At 63.6% G+C, this 16,156-nt stretch carries 17 protein-coding genes; 3 read left to right on the top strand and 14 right to left on the bottom strand.

Features of this window, described 5'->3' with window-relative positions; genetic code table 11:
* Positions 1 to 229 precede the first annotated feature (229 nt).
* The 7 genes from SNL23_RS12740 to SNL23_RS12710 are packed head-to-tail and all read right to left on the bottom strand — an operon-like array spanning position 230 to position 4,796.
* A complete protein-coding gene (locus tag SNL23_RS12740; protein WP_167664486.1) occupies positions 230 to 1,552 on the bottom strand; it encodes a FliI/YscN family ATPase in 1,323 nt (440 codons plus the stop codon).
* The gene (locus SNL23_RS12735) at positions 1,549 to 2,127 is read right to left on the bottom strand and encodes a FliH/SctL family protein (protein WP_318302399.1); all 579 of its coding nucleotides are present in this window, start codon (positions 2,125 to 2,127) and stop codon (positions 1,549 to 1,551) included. Before SNL23_RS12735 ends, SNL23_RS12740 begins: the two co-directional genes overlap by 4 nt.
* Positions 2,120 to 2,737 (bottom strand): type III secretion protein, encoded by a 618-nt coding sequence (locus SNL23_RS12730; RefSeq protein WP_318302398.1) that lies wholly within the window; start codon positions 2,735 to 2,737, stop codon positions 2,120 to 2,122. The genes SNL23_RS12735 and SNL23_RS12730 overlap by 8 nt, the downstream gene beginning before the upstream one ends.
* Complete coding sequence (gene sctJ / locus SNL23_RS12725) at positions 2,734 to 3,516, bottom strand: type III secretion system inner membrane ring lipoprotein SctJ (RefSeq protein ID WP_076014147.1); 783 nt, start codon at positions 3,514 to 3,516, stop codon at positions 2,734 to 2,736. The genes SNL23_RS12730 and sctJ overlap by 4 nt, the downstream gene beginning before the upstream one ends.
* A gap of 4 nt (positions 3,517 to 3,520) precedes the next feature.
* Positions 3,521 to 3,958: a hypothetical protein gene (locus SNL23_RS12720; RefSeq protein ID WP_167664487.1), complete on the bottom strand. Its 438-nt coding sequence runs from the start codon at positions 3,956 to 3,958 to the stop codon at positions 3,521 to 3,523.
* A 9-nt stretch (positions 3,959 to 3,967) separates the two neighbouring features.
* Positions 3,968 to 4,198: a hypothetical protein gene (locus SNL23_RS12715; RefSeq protein WP_003208330.1), complete on the bottom strand. Its 231-nt coding sequence runs from the start codon at positions 4,196 to 4,198 to the stop codon at positions 3,968 to 3,970.
* Positions 4,199 to 4,229: 31 nt separating this feature from the next.
* Positions 4,230 to 4,796: a type III secretion protein gene (locus SNL23_RS12710; RefSeq protein ID WP_318302397.1), complete on the bottom strand. Its 567-nt coding sequence runs from the start codon at positions 4,794 to 4,796 to the stop codon at positions 4,230 to 4,232.
* Positions 4,797 to 4,844: 48 nt separating this feature from the next.
* On the opposite strand from SNL23_RS12710, the gene SNL23_RS12705 reads away from it, so the two are divergent.
* Positions 4,845 to 5,609 carry a tetratricopeptide repeat protein gene (locus SNL23_RS12705; protein WP_318302396.1) on the top strand — a complete coding sequence of 255 codons (765 nt, stop codon included), beginning with the start codon at positions 4,845 to 4,847 and terminating at the stop codon, positions 5,607 to 5,609.
* A 545-nt stretch (positions 5,610 to 6,154) separates the two neighbouring features.
* On the opposite strand, the gene SNL23_RS12700 is transcribed toward SNL23_RS12705, so the two are convergent.
* The 7 genes from SNL23_RS12700 to SNL23_RS12670 form a co-directional block, all read right to left on the bottom strand.
* Positions 6,155 to 6,535 carry a hypothetical protein gene (locus SNL23_RS12700; RefSeq protein ID WP_076014152.1) on the bottom strand — a complete coding sequence of 127 codons (381 nt, stop codon included), beginning with the start codon at positions 6,533 to 6,535 and terminating at the stop codon, positions 6,155 to 6,157.
* Positions 6,536 to 6,549: 14 nt separating this feature from the next.
* Entirely contained in the window at positions 6,550 to 7,830 is a 1,281-nt protein-coding gene (locus SNL23_RS12695; RefSeq protein WP_076014153.1) for a type II and III secretion system protein family protein, read from the bottom strand.
* Complete coding sequence (sctV, locus tag SNL23_RS12690; RefSeq protein ID WP_318302395.1) at positions 7,827 to 9,965, bottom strand: type III secretion system export apparatus subunit SctV; 2,139 nt, start codon at positions 9,963 to 9,965, stop codon at positions 7,827 to 7,829. The genes SNL23_RS12695 and sctV overlap by 4 nt, the downstream gene beginning before the upstream one ends.
* On the bottom strand, positions 9,962 to 10,297 hold the full coding sequence (locus tag SNL23_RS12685) for a tetratricopeptide repeat protein (protein WP_017477037.1): 336 nt from the start codon (positions 10,295 to 10,297) through the stop codon (positions 9,962 to 9,964). The genes sctV and SNL23_RS12685 overlap by 4 nt, the downstream gene beginning before the upstream one ends.
* Positions 10,297 to 10,653: a hypothetical protein gene (locus SNL23_RS12680; RefSeq protein ID WP_167664491.1), complete on the bottom strand. Its 357-nt coding sequence runs from the start codon at positions 10,651 to 10,653 to the stop codon at positions 10,297 to 10,299. Before SNL23_RS12680 ends, SNL23_RS12685 begins: the two co-directional genes overlap by 1 nt.
* 28 nt (positions 10,654 to 10,681) lie before the next feature.
* Positions 10,682 to 11,575 carry a SctD/MshK family protein gene (locus SNL23_RS12675; RefSeq protein WP_318302394.1) on the bottom strand — a complete coding sequence of 298 codons (894 nt, stop codon included), beginning with the start codon at positions 11,573 to 11,575 and terminating at the stop codon, positions 10,682 to 10,684.
* A gap of 115 nt (positions 11,576 to 11,690) precedes the next feature.
* On the bottom strand, positions 11,691 to 11,852 hold the full coding sequence (locus SNL23_RS12670) for a hypothetical protein (protein ID WP_003207273.1): 162 nt from the start codon (positions 11,850 to 11,852) through the stop codon (positions 11,691 to 11,693).
* 563 nt (positions 11,853 to 12,415) lie between these two features.
* Here SNL23_RS12670 and SNL23_RS12665 point away from each other — a divergent pair.
* Both SNL23_RS12665 and SNL23_RS12660 read left to right on the top strand, forming a co-directional pair.
* Positions 12,416 to 15,634 carry a type III effector HrpK domain-containing protein gene (locus tag SNL23_RS12665; protein ID WP_318302393.1) on the top strand — a complete coding sequence of 1,073 codons (3,219 nt, stop codon included), beginning with the start codon at positions 12,416 to 12,418 and terminating at the stop codon, positions 15,632 to 15,634.
* Between the two features lie 72 nt (positions 15,635 to 15,706).
* On the top strand, positions 15,707 to 16,153 hold the full coding sequence (locus SNL23_RS12660; protein ID WP_076014158.1) for a winged helix-turn-helix domain-containing protein: 447 nt from the start codon (positions 15,707 to 15,709) through the stop codon (positions 16,151 to 16,153).
* The last annotated feature ends 3 nt before the right edge of the window (positions 16,154 to 16,156 follow it).

Below are 16,156 nucleotides of genomic sequence, written 5' to 3'. Positions count from 1 at the left end.
TCCCACACTGGATTTGGGCTCACACCAGCACCTGTCGCATGCGGGTCAAGGTGTTTTCGGGGCTGCTGGGTTCGACTGAGTGCATGAAGATCAAATGTGGGAGCTGTCGAGCCACGGCGAGGCTGCGATAGCGGTGGGTCAGGCAGCATCGATGTTGGCTGTGCTGACGCCATCGCAGCCTCGCTGAAGCTCGACAGCTCCCACACTGGATCTTGCTGCGCTTTCGGGCTCATGCCAGCACCTGGCGCATGCGGGTCAAGGTGTGTTCGGGGCTGCTGGGTTCGTCGGCGTTCTGGCGCAGGAAGGCTTCGATCGCGGCATGGCGGGCGATCGCTTCGTCGGCCAGGGGGTCGCTGCCGGCGGAGTACTCGCCGACGCGGATCAGCATTTCGATTTCGCCGTAACGCGCCATCAATTCACGGATGCGCATTGCCAGGCGTTTGTGTTCGTCACCCGCCACCTGCTCCATCAACCGGCTGCGACTGCGCAGCACGTCCACCGCCGGGAAGTAGTTGCGCTGAGCCAGTTCGGCGCTGAGGGCGATGTGCCCGTCGAGGATCGAACGTGCTTCCTCGGCCACCGGATCGCTGGCGGCGTCGCCTTCGGTGAGTACGGTGTACAGCGCGGTGATGCTGCCTGTGGGGCCCGGGCCGGCGCGCTCCAGCAACTTGGGCAAGGTGGCAAAAAACGACGGCGGATAACCGCGACGTGTCGGTGGCTCACCCACGGCCAGGCCGATTTCGCGCTGGGCCCGGGCGAACCGTGTGAGGCTGTCCATCAGCAGCAGTACGTTACGGCCCTGGTCGCGGTGGTACTCGGCCAGGGTGGTGGCGACAAACGCCGCACGTACCCGCTCGGCCGCCGGGCGATCCGAGGTGGCAACCACCGCGACGGTACGCGCGCGGGCCTGGGCGTCCAGTTGCACGTCCAGCAGTTCGCGCACTTCCCTGCCCCGCTCGCCAATGAGGCCGATGACAATCACATCGGCTTCACTGTTACGGATGATGCTCGCCAACAATGAGGACTTGCCCACCCCGGGCTCGCCAAAGATGCCCATGCGCTGGCCTTGTGCAAGGGTCAGCAAACCATCGATGGAGCGAATGCCCAACGCCATGGAGCGTACGATCAATTGCCGCGAGAACGGTGCCGGAGGCTCGGCATGCAAGGGATAGGTCTGCAAGTTCAGGGTCGGCGATACACCATCACCGTCGAGAAACTCGCCCATGGGACTGATCACTCGTCCGAGTTGCGCATCGCCTACCGCCACACCGAGGCTTTCGCCGGTGGCGATGATTTGCGTGCGGGTCGACAGGCCTTCCATGGAGCCGATGGGCGACAGGATCGCTTCATCACCATCAAAACCAATCACCTCGGCGCTGAGGCTGCGGCCACTGACCGGATCGCGCAAATGACACAGCTCGCCGATGCTCGCCCCCGCCACGCTGGCCCGCAGCAACACCCCGCGAATACTCAGCACCGTGCCTTGCATCGGACGCAAGCGGGCCAGGGACAAGCGCTCGGTCAGGCGCGGCAGCAGTTGATTGAGGTTCATGCCACGCCCTCTTCGGCAAAGGGCAACAGGCTCCGGCGCAGGGATTGCAACTGCGCTTCCAGCCCCAACTCAACCGAGCCCGCCGGGCTGTTGAGGCGGGCCTGGCCAGCGCTCAGTTGCGCATCGGCCTCCACGGCGATGCCGTCCTTCAGCAACTGTTGGCGCAGGGCATTCACTTCGGCCGGTGGCACCCATAAGGTCAGCGCCTGGCCCTGACGAAACGCGCTCAACGCCTGGCGCGTGCAGCGCACCACGCGGTCGGTGTCGTCCAGCTCGCCGAGCACTTCACGCACGATGCCCAGGGCCAAATCCGCCAGCGATGCTTCAAGCCCGGCCAGGTATTGCTGGACCTGGGCCTGGGTTTCCAGCAGCAACTGCGCGACCTGTTCGGCGCCTTCGCGCCGCGCGCTTTCAAAGCCTTCGGCACGTGCGGTGTGCAGCCACTGGTCGCTGTCGGCCTTGATCTGCTCGGCGTGTTCCTTGGCGGCTTGCACGAAGGCGAAACCATCGGTCCACAACGCCGCTTCATCGGCGCGCAAAATCCGCGCAGCAGGACGGCTGGGTAATTCACTCATGGGCAAGCTCCTCGGCGAGTAACCGGGCGGCGACGGTCTGGACAATTTCCAGGTCGCGGGGCAAGCGCCCGCTATAGCCTTTGGGTGCGACAAAACGCAGGGGCAGCCAGCCCTGCAACTCGGCGGGCTGGGCCTGCAGCCAGGCGGCGACACAGGTGAGGCCATCGCGGTCGATAGCGTCGATCAACTCGGCGGGCTCTCGCAGCAGGTCGGCCGCGCCGCCCAACTGCCGGTTCGCCAGGGCCAGGGCAAAGGCTTCCTGACCGAGGCCTTCGCGCAGTTCATTGACCACTTCGCGGCGGATCTCCCGGCTCAAGGTCGAGGCATGCCAGATCGCGCCACACAGCCTGGGCAATCGCTCAAATTGCCCCGGGTTCAGCAGCAACACCGGCAAATCGGCAGCCGGTGGCGTGACCAGATGCGCCAGCGGCGCCAACTGATAATGGCTGGCCAGCAACTGCTCCAGGCGCGACCGAAAACGCGGCTGCCCGTGCAAGGCTTGCAGCACCTCGGCGGGCAGGCCTTCGCCAAAACATTCGCCGAGGCTTTGCTCGCGCACAAAATGCAACGGCTGGGCGATCAGGCCCTGCCAACGCTCCACCAGGCTCATTCACCCTCCTTGAGCACATACAACGCCTGGGACTGGCGCCGCGCCCACTGTTGCCGGGCCAGCACGCCGCACGCGCCGAGGGCGAGCAGCAGCAAACCGCCGAACAGCAACCGCGCCTGGTTCAGGTTGTCTTCCAACAGCCACAGGCCCAAGAAGCGCGCCAATCGCGGTTGCGCCGGGTTCTGGCTGATGGACACGGCGGCCTTGATCGCCGTCACCGAGACGCCGTCATAGCTCAGGCCGGAAATACCGTTGGCCACCAGGGTCTTGATCTGCGGGATCAGCGTATTGATATCGGTGCCCGGGTCGTAGCGCACCAGTACCGAGGCCGACGACGGCGAGATCACTCGCTTGAGCAGGTCATTGTCCGGCAGCACCACATGCACTCGCGCCGAGACGATGCCGTCGATCTGCGACACCGAGTGGGACAGCTCTTCGCTCAAGGCGTAGATCATCTGCGCCCGCTCCTGCACCGGCGACGACACCAGGCCGTTGCCCTTGAACACCTCGCCCATGTTGGAAAAGCTCTGCTGCGGCAGGCCGGCGTTGTCCAGCAGGGTCATGGCTTCGGCGAAGCGCTGTTCGTCGACCACCACTTTCAGCTGGCCGTTGTCCTGCACCTTGCGCGTCGCCGGGATGCCGTCGCGCAGCAGCACCGCGACCATGGCGTTGGCGTCGCGCTCGCTGAGGTTGGTGTAGAGGTCCATGTCGCAGGCCTGCAAGAGGCTGGCGAGCATGCCGATCAGCAGCAGGCGCAGGGCACGGTTTGGGCTTGGCATGGCGTTATTGACCCTTGAGCAGCGTGTTGGCGGAACCGGAAATCTGCGTCGCACCGCGCACCACCATCTGGGTTTCGATGGAGTAGTCGAACATCTTGCCCAGTGAATGGACGATCTGGTCGACCTGCTGCTCGGCGACTTTCTTGCCCGGTTCTGCAGTGGGCGAGGCGCCCGAGGTGCGGATATCTGCAGCGGCCACTGGCGGCGGCGCCGACGGGTTATTGGTGAGCAAATCGGCGCGCTCGGAAAAGGTCCGGGAGCGGTCGATAAAACTGTTCAGGCGCTCCATCAGGCCCGAGCCGATCTGATGGGGGCTGGCGCCCTCGGGCATGCCCTTGGCCGTATTGGCCATGTGCTCGAACAGATTCTGCGAGGCCCCGGCGGGCCCCGCGCCGGCGGACGGCGGCAAGGCCGTGGCGCTGGCAGCGAGACTGATGGTCATGGGTGCGCCCTACTCTTCGTCGTCATCGGACATGGCGTCATTCAGCATTTCCTGCGCCTTGGGCATGATGATGAATTGACCGCCGATGGTGACCGCCTGGGTGATCAGGGCATCGGTGAATTCGGCGTCGGTCATCTCCGGTTTGTCGGCGCTCTTGGCGTTATCCACCGCGGCGTTGAACTTGGCTTCAGGGCTGGCGCCACCGGGGGCGAGGTTGCTGTCTACGGCGGTTACGGACATGGTCATGCTCCTTTACTGGGGTTGGGGTGAATCAAGGGGTTTCGGTGCTCACCTGGGCACCGCGAAACACTCGCACGCCGCGCTCGCGCGCGACGACGGGCGCCGCGGCCTTGGGTTGCAGGTGATCCACATGCTGCTGAACCAGCGCCAGGTACGGCGGCGGCCCGGACACAAAGACTTCATCGCCCTCGGGACCATTGCGCATCGACAACTGCTGGCCGAACACATCGAGGTTGTTCAAATACGCCTGCAACTGGTCCAGGTTCAGGGCACTGGCCTTGAATAGCTTGGTGGTGATTTCGTCGCTGGCATTGAGGTACAACAGGTTGCCGTCGAAGTACCAGGTCAGGCCGTTGGTGCTGCACAGCGTCTGCAGAAACTCCCCGGCGGTGGCGGCGCGCACGGTGCTGCGGGCCTTGCCACGCACCTTGTCCGAGAGCACCAGCGGGATGTCGAGGTTGTGGCCGAACTCCTCGAGGGCGGCGCGCACGTCCTGATCCACCAGTACGTAGGCGTAGGGTTTGGCAAACCATTCGGGCTCTTCGTCGGCGTGGGCAATCGAGGCGCCAAACAGCACCGACAGACATAGGAGCGCCATGGAAAATATGCTTACATGACGTCCGCCTTCGCCCAACGAGTTGTGACGATGACCAAACACTTTTTGCTTGCCGGCAGCCTGTTGCTGGCCGCCTGTTCCAGTACTGCGCCGAGCGATACCGATCGCTCGGTGCAACTGGCCAACGACCTGAACAAACGCGGCGACTACGCCAGCGCGGCGGCGCTGTACGAACGTGCGGCCCAGCAACCGGGCGCCGGCATCGACCTGTGGCTCAAACTCGGCCAGGCGCGGCTCGACGGCAACGACGCGCCCGGTGCTGAACGCGCCTTCCAACAAGCCCTCGGCCTCCAGGCGCACAACGCCGACGCCTTGCTGGGACTGGGCACCGCGCAACTGCGCCTGGGCAAAACCCAACGCGCCGTGACGGCCCTGGGCCAAGCCGCAGAGGCCAACCAGTCGCCGGTCGCGTACACCCGACTGGGCATCGCCCAAGTGCTGAACGGCCAGGCGGTGGCGGCACAAACCGCCTTCGGCAAAAGCCTGAACCTGCAACCCGACGACCTCGACAGCCGCTGCAACCTGGCCCTGGCCTACGCCCTTGGCGGCCAGTCGCAACAGGCATTGGACACCATCGCCCCCGTCACCCAATCGCCCCGCGCGTTGCCACGGCATCAGCGAAATGAATTGTTGGTGCTGGTATTGGCGGGATACGAACAACGAGTGGCCGGTTTGCCGCTGGACGATATACCGGCGGCTGAGCGTGCACGCCTGATCACAGAAGCCAACCGCATCAAAGCCATCAGCGATCCGATTGTGCAAGCGCGTGAATTGGGGTTGGTGGACACGCACTAAACCCAACTGCTGTTGCTGTTGCTGTTGCCCTGCTTTTGATCTTGCTTTTGATCTATCAGGCCCCGTCAACCACGATGGCCGCAAGCAGGCACGGTGGAGCGGGTAAATCGGCAGGGAAGCCGATTTAGCCGCGCCGGGCCATGGATGGCCCGTCGCGGCGGCCTGCGGAGCCGGGCCGGAGTGCGGGCATGCCGAGCCTAGGCGAGGCACCGAGTGGTGGGGCAAAGACCTTTTGGTTACTTTTGGGGCGTTTGCCAAAAGTGACCCGCTGTAAGAGCGGAACCATAAGAAGCCGTTACCGCAGGAATGGATATGTACACGGTAAGCTTCAAGATCCCGGTCGCCTGCCAGACCGCTTTCGCGAGCAAGCCCGCTCCCACATTTGGGCAGTGGTGGGACAGACATATCTGCTGGGCCTGGAAAACCGCTATCGCAGGCAAGCCAGCTCCCACAGTTAGTCTGTGGTGTGACAGATGGATCTGCTGGACCCGGAATACCGCTATCGCAGGCAAGCCAGCTCCCACAGGGGGAATGCATACGCAGGGTCATTGCTCCGCTCCCGGAGCGCCCGCCTTGGCCTCTTGCTGAGCCTGACGCCGCTGCAACTGCTCCCGATCAAACCCCTCGATATACACCTGCGCCGCCCGCCCAACCGGCGCCGCCATCGCCGGGCCGGTGGCCCGCCCCTGATTCAAATCCTGCCGCTGCTCCACCATCTGCATCAAATTCAAATTGTTGGCACACCCCAACGGCAAGGTCGCCTTGAAATCCTCATCCAGCCCAATCTCATCCTTGGCCGGCGGCTGCTGGCACTGGCTCGGCAACCCATCCGCCTGATACTGCGGCGAGTAATACACCGGTGCCAAATGCGTCTTGCAGCCCACCACCAACAAGGGCAAACACATCAACAAACGCGAAACTTTCATGACATGCCCCCTCATCAATTCATGTAAAAACCGAACGCCCCACCACTGCGCGGCCCCGCCGCTGCGGCGGTTGCAGGCTGCGCATCCAGCGGCGTGGCCAACGTGCGGCTGCGCACCGGCTCCACCAGATATGGCGTGATCAAAATCACCAACTCGGTTTCGTTGCGCTGAAAACGCTTGGAGCGAAACAGGTTGCCCAGGATCGGCAAGTCCCCCAGCAACGGCAGCTTCTCGATGTCCTGGCTGCTCTCACGCTGGAACAGCCCGGCAATCGCAAACGTCTGCCCGCTGCCCACTTCCACCCGCGTATCGGCCCGGCGCACGCTGAACGACGGCACATGGAAATTGCCGAAATCCACCGTCCCGCCACTCACCACACTGCTGACCTCCGGGCGCACTTGCAGGGCAATACGGCCGTTGGGCAGCAGGGTCGGGTTGAACAGCAGCGACACGCCGAACGACTTGTATTCAATGCCCACCAGATCCCGATTCACCGGCACCGGAATCGCCACTTCGCCGCCCGCCAGGAAGCTTGCGGTCTGCCCGGTCATCGCGGTGATATTCGGCTCGGCCAGGATTTGCAGAATCCCGTTGGCCTGCAACGCGTCGAGCATGCCGTCGATATTGGTGTTGCCCGAACCGCTGCCCGCCGCCGCCAAGCCACCTGCGGTCGCCGCTGCCAATGGCCCACCGGTGATCAGCCCGAAGGAAAACGTGCCGTTGCTGAACATGGCGTTCCAGTTCACGCCGTAGTGCAGCAGCTCCGAGCGGGACACTTCAGCGAACCGCACCCGCAAATTGACCTGGGCCGCACCGGCGTACTCCGTCGTGTTGACCGCACTCTGAAAACCCTGGCCCTGGGGGTTGAGCAAGGCATTCAAATCCGTCGCCTCGCCCACGCTGCGCACCGTGCCCTTGGCGATCAAGCGATTACCCGCGCCGCTGATCTGCGCGCCGTTGCCGGGATGCAATTCCTGCATCGGCGCGGTCACCGCCTGGGTGGCGCTGCTGACAGCCAGGGACAGGCTGGCGAGCTGTTTGCCATCGCTGCCGAGGGCAATCAGGCTGGTATTGCCCGGGGCCTTGCCGAAGATGTAGATCACACCGGGCGACACCACTTGCAGGTCGGCAATCCCCGGTTCGGCCACCAGCACCGACTCCACCGGGGCCACAAAATGCAGGATCCGGCCTTCTCCGGAGGCCAGGCTGATGGAGCCTTGGGCGCCATTGGCAATGTCCTGGGCGCTGCACAAAAACGACGCCAACGTCAGCAACAACAGAGAAAAACGGATCATGAGGCAGACGCCAGGGAAGTGACGGAAGCCGCGGCAGGTGCACGGCGGTTGGAGATATCGGTGAGGCTGATGGTCACCAGCGCTTGCAGGTTGTATTCGGTGGCCAGTTCGCGAAACGACAGCACCGCCAGCTCCAGTTCACCGCGCAGCACCAAGCGACGCAGGCTGCGGCGCAATTCCGGATGCACCAGCAATACCGCGCTGTTGGCCTCGAGGGTTTTGTCGCAGGCCTGGCGCAGTTGGGCGAGCAAGGCGCGGTTGACCTCCTCCGGGATCACTTCGCGGCTCGGCTCCTGGCGCCGCAGGGACGCGCGCAGTTGGTCTTCCAATCCCGGCGCCAGTACCAAGGCGCCAATCACCCGATTGCGGTCGGCGTATTGATGGCTGATCTGCCGCGCCAACGCGGCGCGCAGGTGTTCGGCGAGGCGGCCGGCGTCGGTTTCCCGGGCGCCCCACTCCACCATGGCTTCGAGCAAGGCCCGTTGATTGCGGATCGACACGCCCTCGCCCACCAGCAGGCGCAGGGTCTCGGCCACTCGCTGCAAGGGCACCAGGCGCAGGGCTTCCTTGACCAGTTCACCGTAGGTGGCTTCGGTACGTTCAAGCAGCAGGCGAGTTTCCTGAATCCCGAGGAAGTCCGCGGCATAGCGGCGCAGGCTGCGCTCCAGCACGCCGCGCAGCACTTCGTCCGGCAGCAGGAAGCCGATGCCGGCAGCGCGCAACGCGTCTTCGTGCTGACGCTCGATCCAGTGCGCGGCGCGGCCATTGAGAGGCGAATCGGCTTGCAGGGTGGCGATGTCCAGCAGTTGCACGTGCACCGGATCGTCCTGCAACAACAGGCAGTTGATCGGCATCTCGCCTTCGCTGACCGGCACGCCTTCCAGGGACACGCGGAAGCTGCCCGGCGTGGCCTTGGCGTCCACGTGAATGCCCGGCACCGGCATATCGACGCCGAGGTCGCTGCGAATGTCGTGACACAGCGCTTCGATGCGTTGGCTCAGTAGCTGGCGTGGTGCACTCAGGGCCAAGGCGCTGCCGAGGGTCAGCAGCACCCGAGTGTCGGGGGCCACGCCGTAATCCTGCTCGGCCTGCACTTCCACCTCCGGTTCCAGGGTCTCGATCAGCGCCTCGGGTTCCACCTGATTTTCACGGGTATGGCGGCGGTACATCACGAACGCCGCGCCACCAAATACCAGTGACAAACCCAGGAATACCCAGGTCGGAAAGCCCGGGATCACGCTGACGCCGACCATGATCAATGCGGTCAGGCCGAGGGCCCGGTAGCTGGCGCCCAACTGCTTGAGAATCTCGCTGCCGAGGTCACCCGCCTCGCCGTCGCTGTTGACCCGCGTCACCACAGTGCCCGCCGCCACAGAGATCAACAGCGCTGGAATCTGTGCGATCAAGCCGTCGCCCACGGTCAGCAGCGAATAGGTGTGCACCGCCGCGCCGAACGCCATGTCGCGCTCGATCATGCCGATCAGCATGCCGCCCAGCAGGTTGACCGCAAGGATCACCAACCCGGCAATCGCGTCGCCCTTGACGAACTTCATCGCCCCGTCCATCGCGCCGAACATCTGGCTCTCGCGCTCCAGGCGTGAGCGCCGGCGACGGGCTTCGGCCTGGTCGATATCGCCGTTGCGCAGGTCGTTGTCGATGCTCATCTGTTTGCCGGGCATCGCGTCCAGGGTGAAGCGCGCCGCCACTTCGGCGACCCGCTCGGCGCCCTTGGTGATCACCACGAACTGCGCCACGGTGATGATCAGGAACACCACCATGCCCACCACCACCTGGCCGGCAATCACGAAGTCGCCGAAGGCCTTGACGATGTGGCCGGCGTCGCCGTGCAGCAGAATCAAGCGGGTGGTGGTGATGGACAGCGACAGGCGAAACAGAGTGCTGAGCAGAATCAGCGGCGGCAGCGCCGAGAACTCCACCGAGTGGCCGATGTAGAACGCCACGATCAGGATCAGGATGCTCAGGGCGATGTTCAGGCCGATCAGCATGTCCACCAGGTAGGTGGGCAGCGGGATGATCATCATCACAATCGCCATCAGCATGAACGCGACGATGATCACGTCGGTACGCTGGGCGGCCATGCGCGCGATGCCGTTCAGGCGATTGAGCAGGTTCATGGCGCCACTCTCCGTGCAGCCAGGTAGCGTTTGAAGCACTGGCGCGCTTCGTCCTTGCGTTCGCCGTACCACAGCGCCCGGGCGCGTAGCAGCAACAGGCTGGCGGACTCGCCTTCCAGCGCCACCAGGCGGTCCAGGGCCGCGAGTGCGCGGGTAAAGTCGCCACTGTCGGTGAACGCCAGCACCAGCGAGCGCAGCAGCAGGCCGTCGTCGGGCGCCACGCTCACGGCAATCAGCAACATCACCAGCGCACGCTGGGACTGGCCGTTGCGCCGGTACAGCTCGCCAATGCCCTTGAGCAATTGCACGGCGTCGTCGTTATTCCGGGACATCAGGCCTGGACCTCCGAGCGTTGTTGTTCGAGGGTGCGGCGCATGTCGATTTCCTCGCTGATCAGGTCATGGGCCAGCGCCTTGATCTGCGGCTCGGCGTCGAGGTTCGGCAACAGGTGCTGCATCACGTGATCCAGCAACTCCAGGGAACGTGCGCTGCCGAACAGCAGCGAGTCGACGCCGGCGGCGCTGGTGAGTTCTTCCAGGTCACTGCGCAGGGAGCGGCGGGACTGGACCTTGCGGGTTTTCAGCACGGCCTCGAAGGCGGTGGCCTGGCGCGAATTGACCGGGCGGATCGCCTCGACCGGCGCGCTGCGCACATCACTGGGAATCAACGGACGGGGTTCGACTTTCATCCCGGGGCCTTAGCTGAAAAAAGCAGCGTCATAGGGTGAAGGTGAAGCGTTCTTCGCCACGGGCGAGGATCACCTGGTTGTTCTCGATGCGTTCCAGTACCCAGTTGTCGGACAGGGCCGCGCCGGGGTACAGGCGCTTGCCGCTGTCGTTGATCACATAGGGATGAGTGCCGAACCACACCGCCTGAAAGCGCACCCGGGGCCGGGCCGCATCCGCACGCACCGCGACCCGCGGGTTGAGCACAATCTGCTGGCCATAACGCTGGTCGAAGGCTTGTTGCAAGGCCACCCACTGGGGCTTCTGTGCCCGCTCGAAAGAGCCGACGGCATTGAGCTGGCCGTCGACGTCGCTGACCTTCACGGCGTCCAGGTGGGCGGCTTGTAATTGCCCTTCGAACCAGGCCTTGGCCTCGGCACGGGAAGGCTTGGCTGCGGTTTTTTCGGCGACCGGCTGTACGGCTTGCGCTTGCGGTGGATCGTTGCGAAATGCCAAGGCACCTGCGCACACGAACAGCAAGGCGCTGGCGATGATCCACGGGGTGAATGTGCGTGTTGCCACAAGCGGTTTTTCAGAGCTGCCCGGCAGCGCCAGGCTCACACCCGCCGTGCCGATGCGCAGTTGCAGCGGCAGCCGCGCGCGATGGCCGCTGCCTTGTGGAATACGGATATCACCGGCAGTGCCAGTGATCAGGACATCACCGCCAAGGGCTTCGACGGCCACCTGTGCACCTTCAAAACGCAGGCGCAGATGCAGCTCGGCGATTCCGGGATCGCTGAGCAGAAGGTCGGCAGCCAGCGCGGCGCCAAGGGTGTAGACCGGCTGGTCGAGCATCAGGGAACTGCCCTGGTGCAAACCGTGGGTCACGAGCAGGGTCGGCGCGCCGTTCGCGGCGGGCAGGCCCAGGGAAATCAAGGCTGTCATTGTTGGGTTTGCCCCCTTGAGAATCACAGGTCGCAACCACACCTGTGCCGATCAACAACGGTGCAACGGGGTAACGCAGGTATACGGGCAGCGCCGGCGCTGCCCGTATGGCGAATCAGTTCTGCGGACGCTGTTTGGTGGCGTCGAGCTCTGCTTTTTTCGCGGTGCTGATCTCGGTGATCTTGGCCGACTTCTCGATGGCCATGTTGAAAGTTGCTTCCATCTTCGCGATAGCGTCGTCGGCGCCGCCTGCACTTACTGGTGGAGTAGTAGCCATGTTCAATCTCCTTGCATCGATAGGGAAGTTAAGCCGCATGCAAACCGAACCGAACTCCCCGCGTCAGACAGTGAGTTGGCAATGCAGCTGTCGGTTTGCATGGGACCCATACTACTCACGAATAAAACGCCTTCGCTGTGAAAGCTTGTGAAACGTTCGCGGTGGGCGCTGTGAAAAATCCGGCTCAACCTGCCGTTGAGAAAATCTCATCCCAAGGCAGTCGTGGAACTTTCGTTGAAAACCCAATACATGACGAAACCCAATGATTACGGGGCCTTTCGCTTAATCATGAACGGTTTTGAACAATGCGGAAGCCAATAACGCCAGGGCAAAAATGTTGACTACCCAACAATTTATGAAAATAACGCAAACAACTTCACACTTTTACCTAATAGCCAATTGCCCAACTTTGCAGATATTGCCATTTGTAACAAAAGCGACTTGATCATCGCGTTTGATAGCTCGGCGCGGGCTTGTTCAATAACACTTCGCAACTTTCGCCCGCCCCAGTTAGTGCACTTGCACTAAATATCGATTGATATAAGACAACTTCCAGGTGATCTATGACTGCGATCCCGAATGGCCTTGATCCTGCTGACAACAAGGGCCCGGATGGCTCCCGGAGCACGTTCGAAAAAGCCCTGTTCACCGCCGTCGACCGGCCGGTATTCGACCCCTCGAAAATCCGCGGCCCGTCCATCCCGCTGCCTTACCAGAACGTGCAGGCACCGGTGAACAACAGCATCACCTACACCCCGCTGGGCAGCGACAAACCGGTGACCCTCAAGCAGATCGACAACCCCCGGCTGTTTGAGCAATTGGTCAACCAGTACAACGCGCAGCAAAGCGACGCGACGCTTGAGAAGAACCTGGCTGACAGCAAAAGCGCCGGCTACAAGGAGGCCGACGCCAGCACCGTGGCGCCCGGCTTGGGCAATTACAAGGCGATCGGCAGTACCACGGAATTGGGCCCGGGGTTGATCCGCTACGAGACCAGCGCCGGCGACAAAATCGTGGTCAGCCAGAAGGAAACGCCCGCGCTGTTCGCTCAGGTCAGCGGCGATTCGGCCAAGCTCTTCGCGATCAACGCCAGCCAGTCCGAGGGCTACCGCCTGGCCGGCCCCACCGAAACCATGGACCCGGCCGCGAAGATCGGCCCGCCCGAGGAAGTCGGTCCAGGCCTGATTCGCTATACCACCGCCGCAGGCGACAAGGTGATCGTGTCCCAGGACATCACCCCCGCGCTGTACGACCAGGTGGCCAAACTGTATGCCGGCAGCACCGGCGCCGCGGGTGCCTCGGACACGTCCTGGATCGACACGTCGTCGTTCGGCGTATCCGGCGCCAAGGACTGGGACACCATCACCGGCAACACCAGCGGCACGCCGACCAAGGAAGAACTCGACCTGAACCGGCCGAAGGCGGCCGCGCAATTGCTCTCGCAAAACTGGGACGCCTGGGGTCTGCACGGCGCGCCGATCGACTTCGCCAACCCGCCGACTACCCTGCCACCCGAGGCCCAGGCCGTGCTCAAGTACGTGGCCAGCAGCCCGAGCCTGATGGCCGCGCTGGACACCGGCGGGCGCGGCAAGGCCGACAACGTGATCACCCATTCGGACGTCGACCACTTCATCGACAACGCCGGCAAGGACCTCGGCGCCGCGTCGAAATCCTATGGCAGTTTCCTCGGCGGCCACCCCGGCGACCTGGCCAAGGCCAATGCCAAGTCGGCGGCGATCCTGATGGCCAACGAGAGCCTGGCTGCCGGCGCGGGTCCGGCGATGCGCCCCGGTGACGCCAACCAGCGCAGCAACGACGGCATGCTGCGCACCGACAACCTGCAAGCCTTGGGCAACGATTCGGCACTGAGTACCGAGCTGACCGGCGCGGCGGCCATGTGGTCCAGACCCGGGATGTTCCATGCCCTGGAAACCGGTGGCGACAACCCGGCCACCGGCAAGTCGGACGGCATCGGCACCCGCGACAACATCGGCGCCTGGCTGGAAAAACAGGCACCGAAAACCGACAGCGACACCCTGACCTTCCTCGACGGTGCCGCCACCCGGGATGCCGTCGCCGGCGTCGACACCTCGGGCCTGACCGCCGACATCCTGGCCAACCCGCAGAACTACAGCGGCGAACAGAAAGCCGCAGTACTGGTGCAACTCACCGATGCGCAAACCCGCCTGCTGGTGAGCGACTACGTACCCCACTCCGGGCTGATGGACAAGTACACCTCGCCCCACTACGGCCTCAACCCCAACGAAGACAAGATCAAGGCGCAGCTGCAAAGCGGCATCGAAACCCTCTCGGCCGATCCGGACGTGCAAGGCTTCCTGCAAAACAATCGCGGCCCGGCACTGGCCGACATCGTCGACAGCAACCCGAGCCTGAAAGTCGCGATGCAGGACTACTACACCAATAGCATCGAGACCGGCAAAAACCTCAACGACAACCTCAACGCCAAGGACCAGAACGGCAAGCAGATCGACATGGGCATAGGCCTGCAAAACGCGGCCAACGACACCACCATCGCCAACCTGGCGCTGGGGGGCAACGGCCATGTGGACCTGACCGGCATCGCCGACAAGGCCGGGCAAAGCGACAACGTCCAGCAGTATTACAAGACCGAACTCGTGACCGGCAAAGCCTTCACCGACGCGGTGGCCGGTGGCATGGACCCGACCGTCGCGGCCAGCAGCTTCGCCGCCAGCACTGCCTCGGCCCAGGCCTTCCTCGGCGACAAAGCCTCAGCAGAGGACGCCGCCACCTTGCAGGTGAACTTCAACGAAGCCCTTGGCGATGCGCTGCTCGGCGGCGCGACCACCGACACCCTGAACATCACTTTGGGGGACGGCAAGGGCAACTTCGACGAAGCCAAAGTCACCGCGGCGATCAACGACGCCCAGCAGAAAGACCCGCAGATGTTCGTCACCTCGGACGGCGGCAAGATCGACCCGGCGCAAGTGGTGTCGATGCTGCGTTCGGTATGGGACATCGGGCGCCAGGGCAACAAGATCGCCGACGCATTGCCCAAGGCCATCGAAGGCATGAAGTTCGGCGACGTCAGCCCGGCGTTCAAGCAAGGCCTGCTGCACATCGGCAGTGCGGTGTTGATGAGCGGCGTGCTGATGGCCCGTTCGGCCAGCGGCAGCAACACGCCGGTGGCGGACGCGAACCGGGTATCCGCCGGCCTGCAATTTGCCGGGTTGTTGATGGAGGGTGGCACCAAATACGCCAAGGAGGCGGGTTACGGCATCACGTGGGTCAATCGTCCGGACGGCGGCACCATCGGTGACTTCCCCGGCAAGGTGCCCGTGGGCAAGGGCCCGCTGAGTCCGCAGCAAATCGCCAATCTCGGTGCGGTCGGGAAGATTATCGGCTCGGCGGGCGGGATTATCGGCGGCGTGATCGGGGTGATTGGCGGTGTCGACTCGTTGAAAAAAGGTGATTACCTGAGCGGCAGTTTCTCGGTGGCCACCGGTGTGCTGGGCACGGGTGCGGCGGTGGCCGGATTGGTGGAGGCCGGGGCCGGGTTGTATGGCGCTACGGAAATCGGCGCGGTGGCCGGGACCATCAGCGGCATCCTCGGTGGGGCTACGGCGATTCTCGGCGGGATCGGCAGCGCCTTTCTGCCCTTCGCCCTGGCCGATGCTCATGGCAAGGCGCAGGACGCGTTCTATGGGCAGCTTGTGCCGGTGCTCAAGCAATATGGTTTGACTGGCGGGCCGACGGAGCCGGGCGATTATCCGGAAGATCCGATCCCGGCGATCAACACCTGAACCTTCCTTGCAGCCTTGCGTGAAAGGGAGGCGCGTGGGGCTGTGTCTTGAACAAGCATAAAGGTTAATCACATGACGTATTCACAACGCAGCCAACTTGAAGACAGCGCTTTTGAAATTCACTTTGGGCCTTATCGCCTGCTGCCCAAACGTCATCTGCTGCTGAAAAACGGTGAGCCGGTGAGTTTGGGGAATCGGGCCCTGACGTTGCTGATAGCCCTCGCCTCCCGGCCTGGTGAGCTGTTGGAGAAGACCCAATTGCTGGACATCGCCTGGCCACGGTTGGTGGTGGAGGAATGCAACCTGCGGGCGCAGATCAAGGCGATCCGCCGGGCGTTGGGGGATGAAGATTCGGTGTATATCGCGACGGCGACGGGCCAGGGGTATCGGTTTGTCGCGCCGACCTGGGTTGAGCGTGAGGCGCTGAAAAAGCCGGTGGTGTTGGGGGTTTATAGCTGTCGGCGTTGTTTGGGGGGGGATTTGGATCGGGGGCATATCCAGTATTTGGGTAACGGCTGATAG

The sequence above is a fragment of the Pseudomonas sp. SED1 genome (assembly GCF_034044025.1).
Classification (GTDB): Bacteria; Pseudomonadota; Gammaproteobacteria; order Pseudomonadales; family Pseudomonadaceae; genus Aquipseudomonas.
The sequence above is the reverse complement of the archived record's forward strand: the minus strand, read 5'-3'. Positions and strand labels throughout refer to the sequence as shown.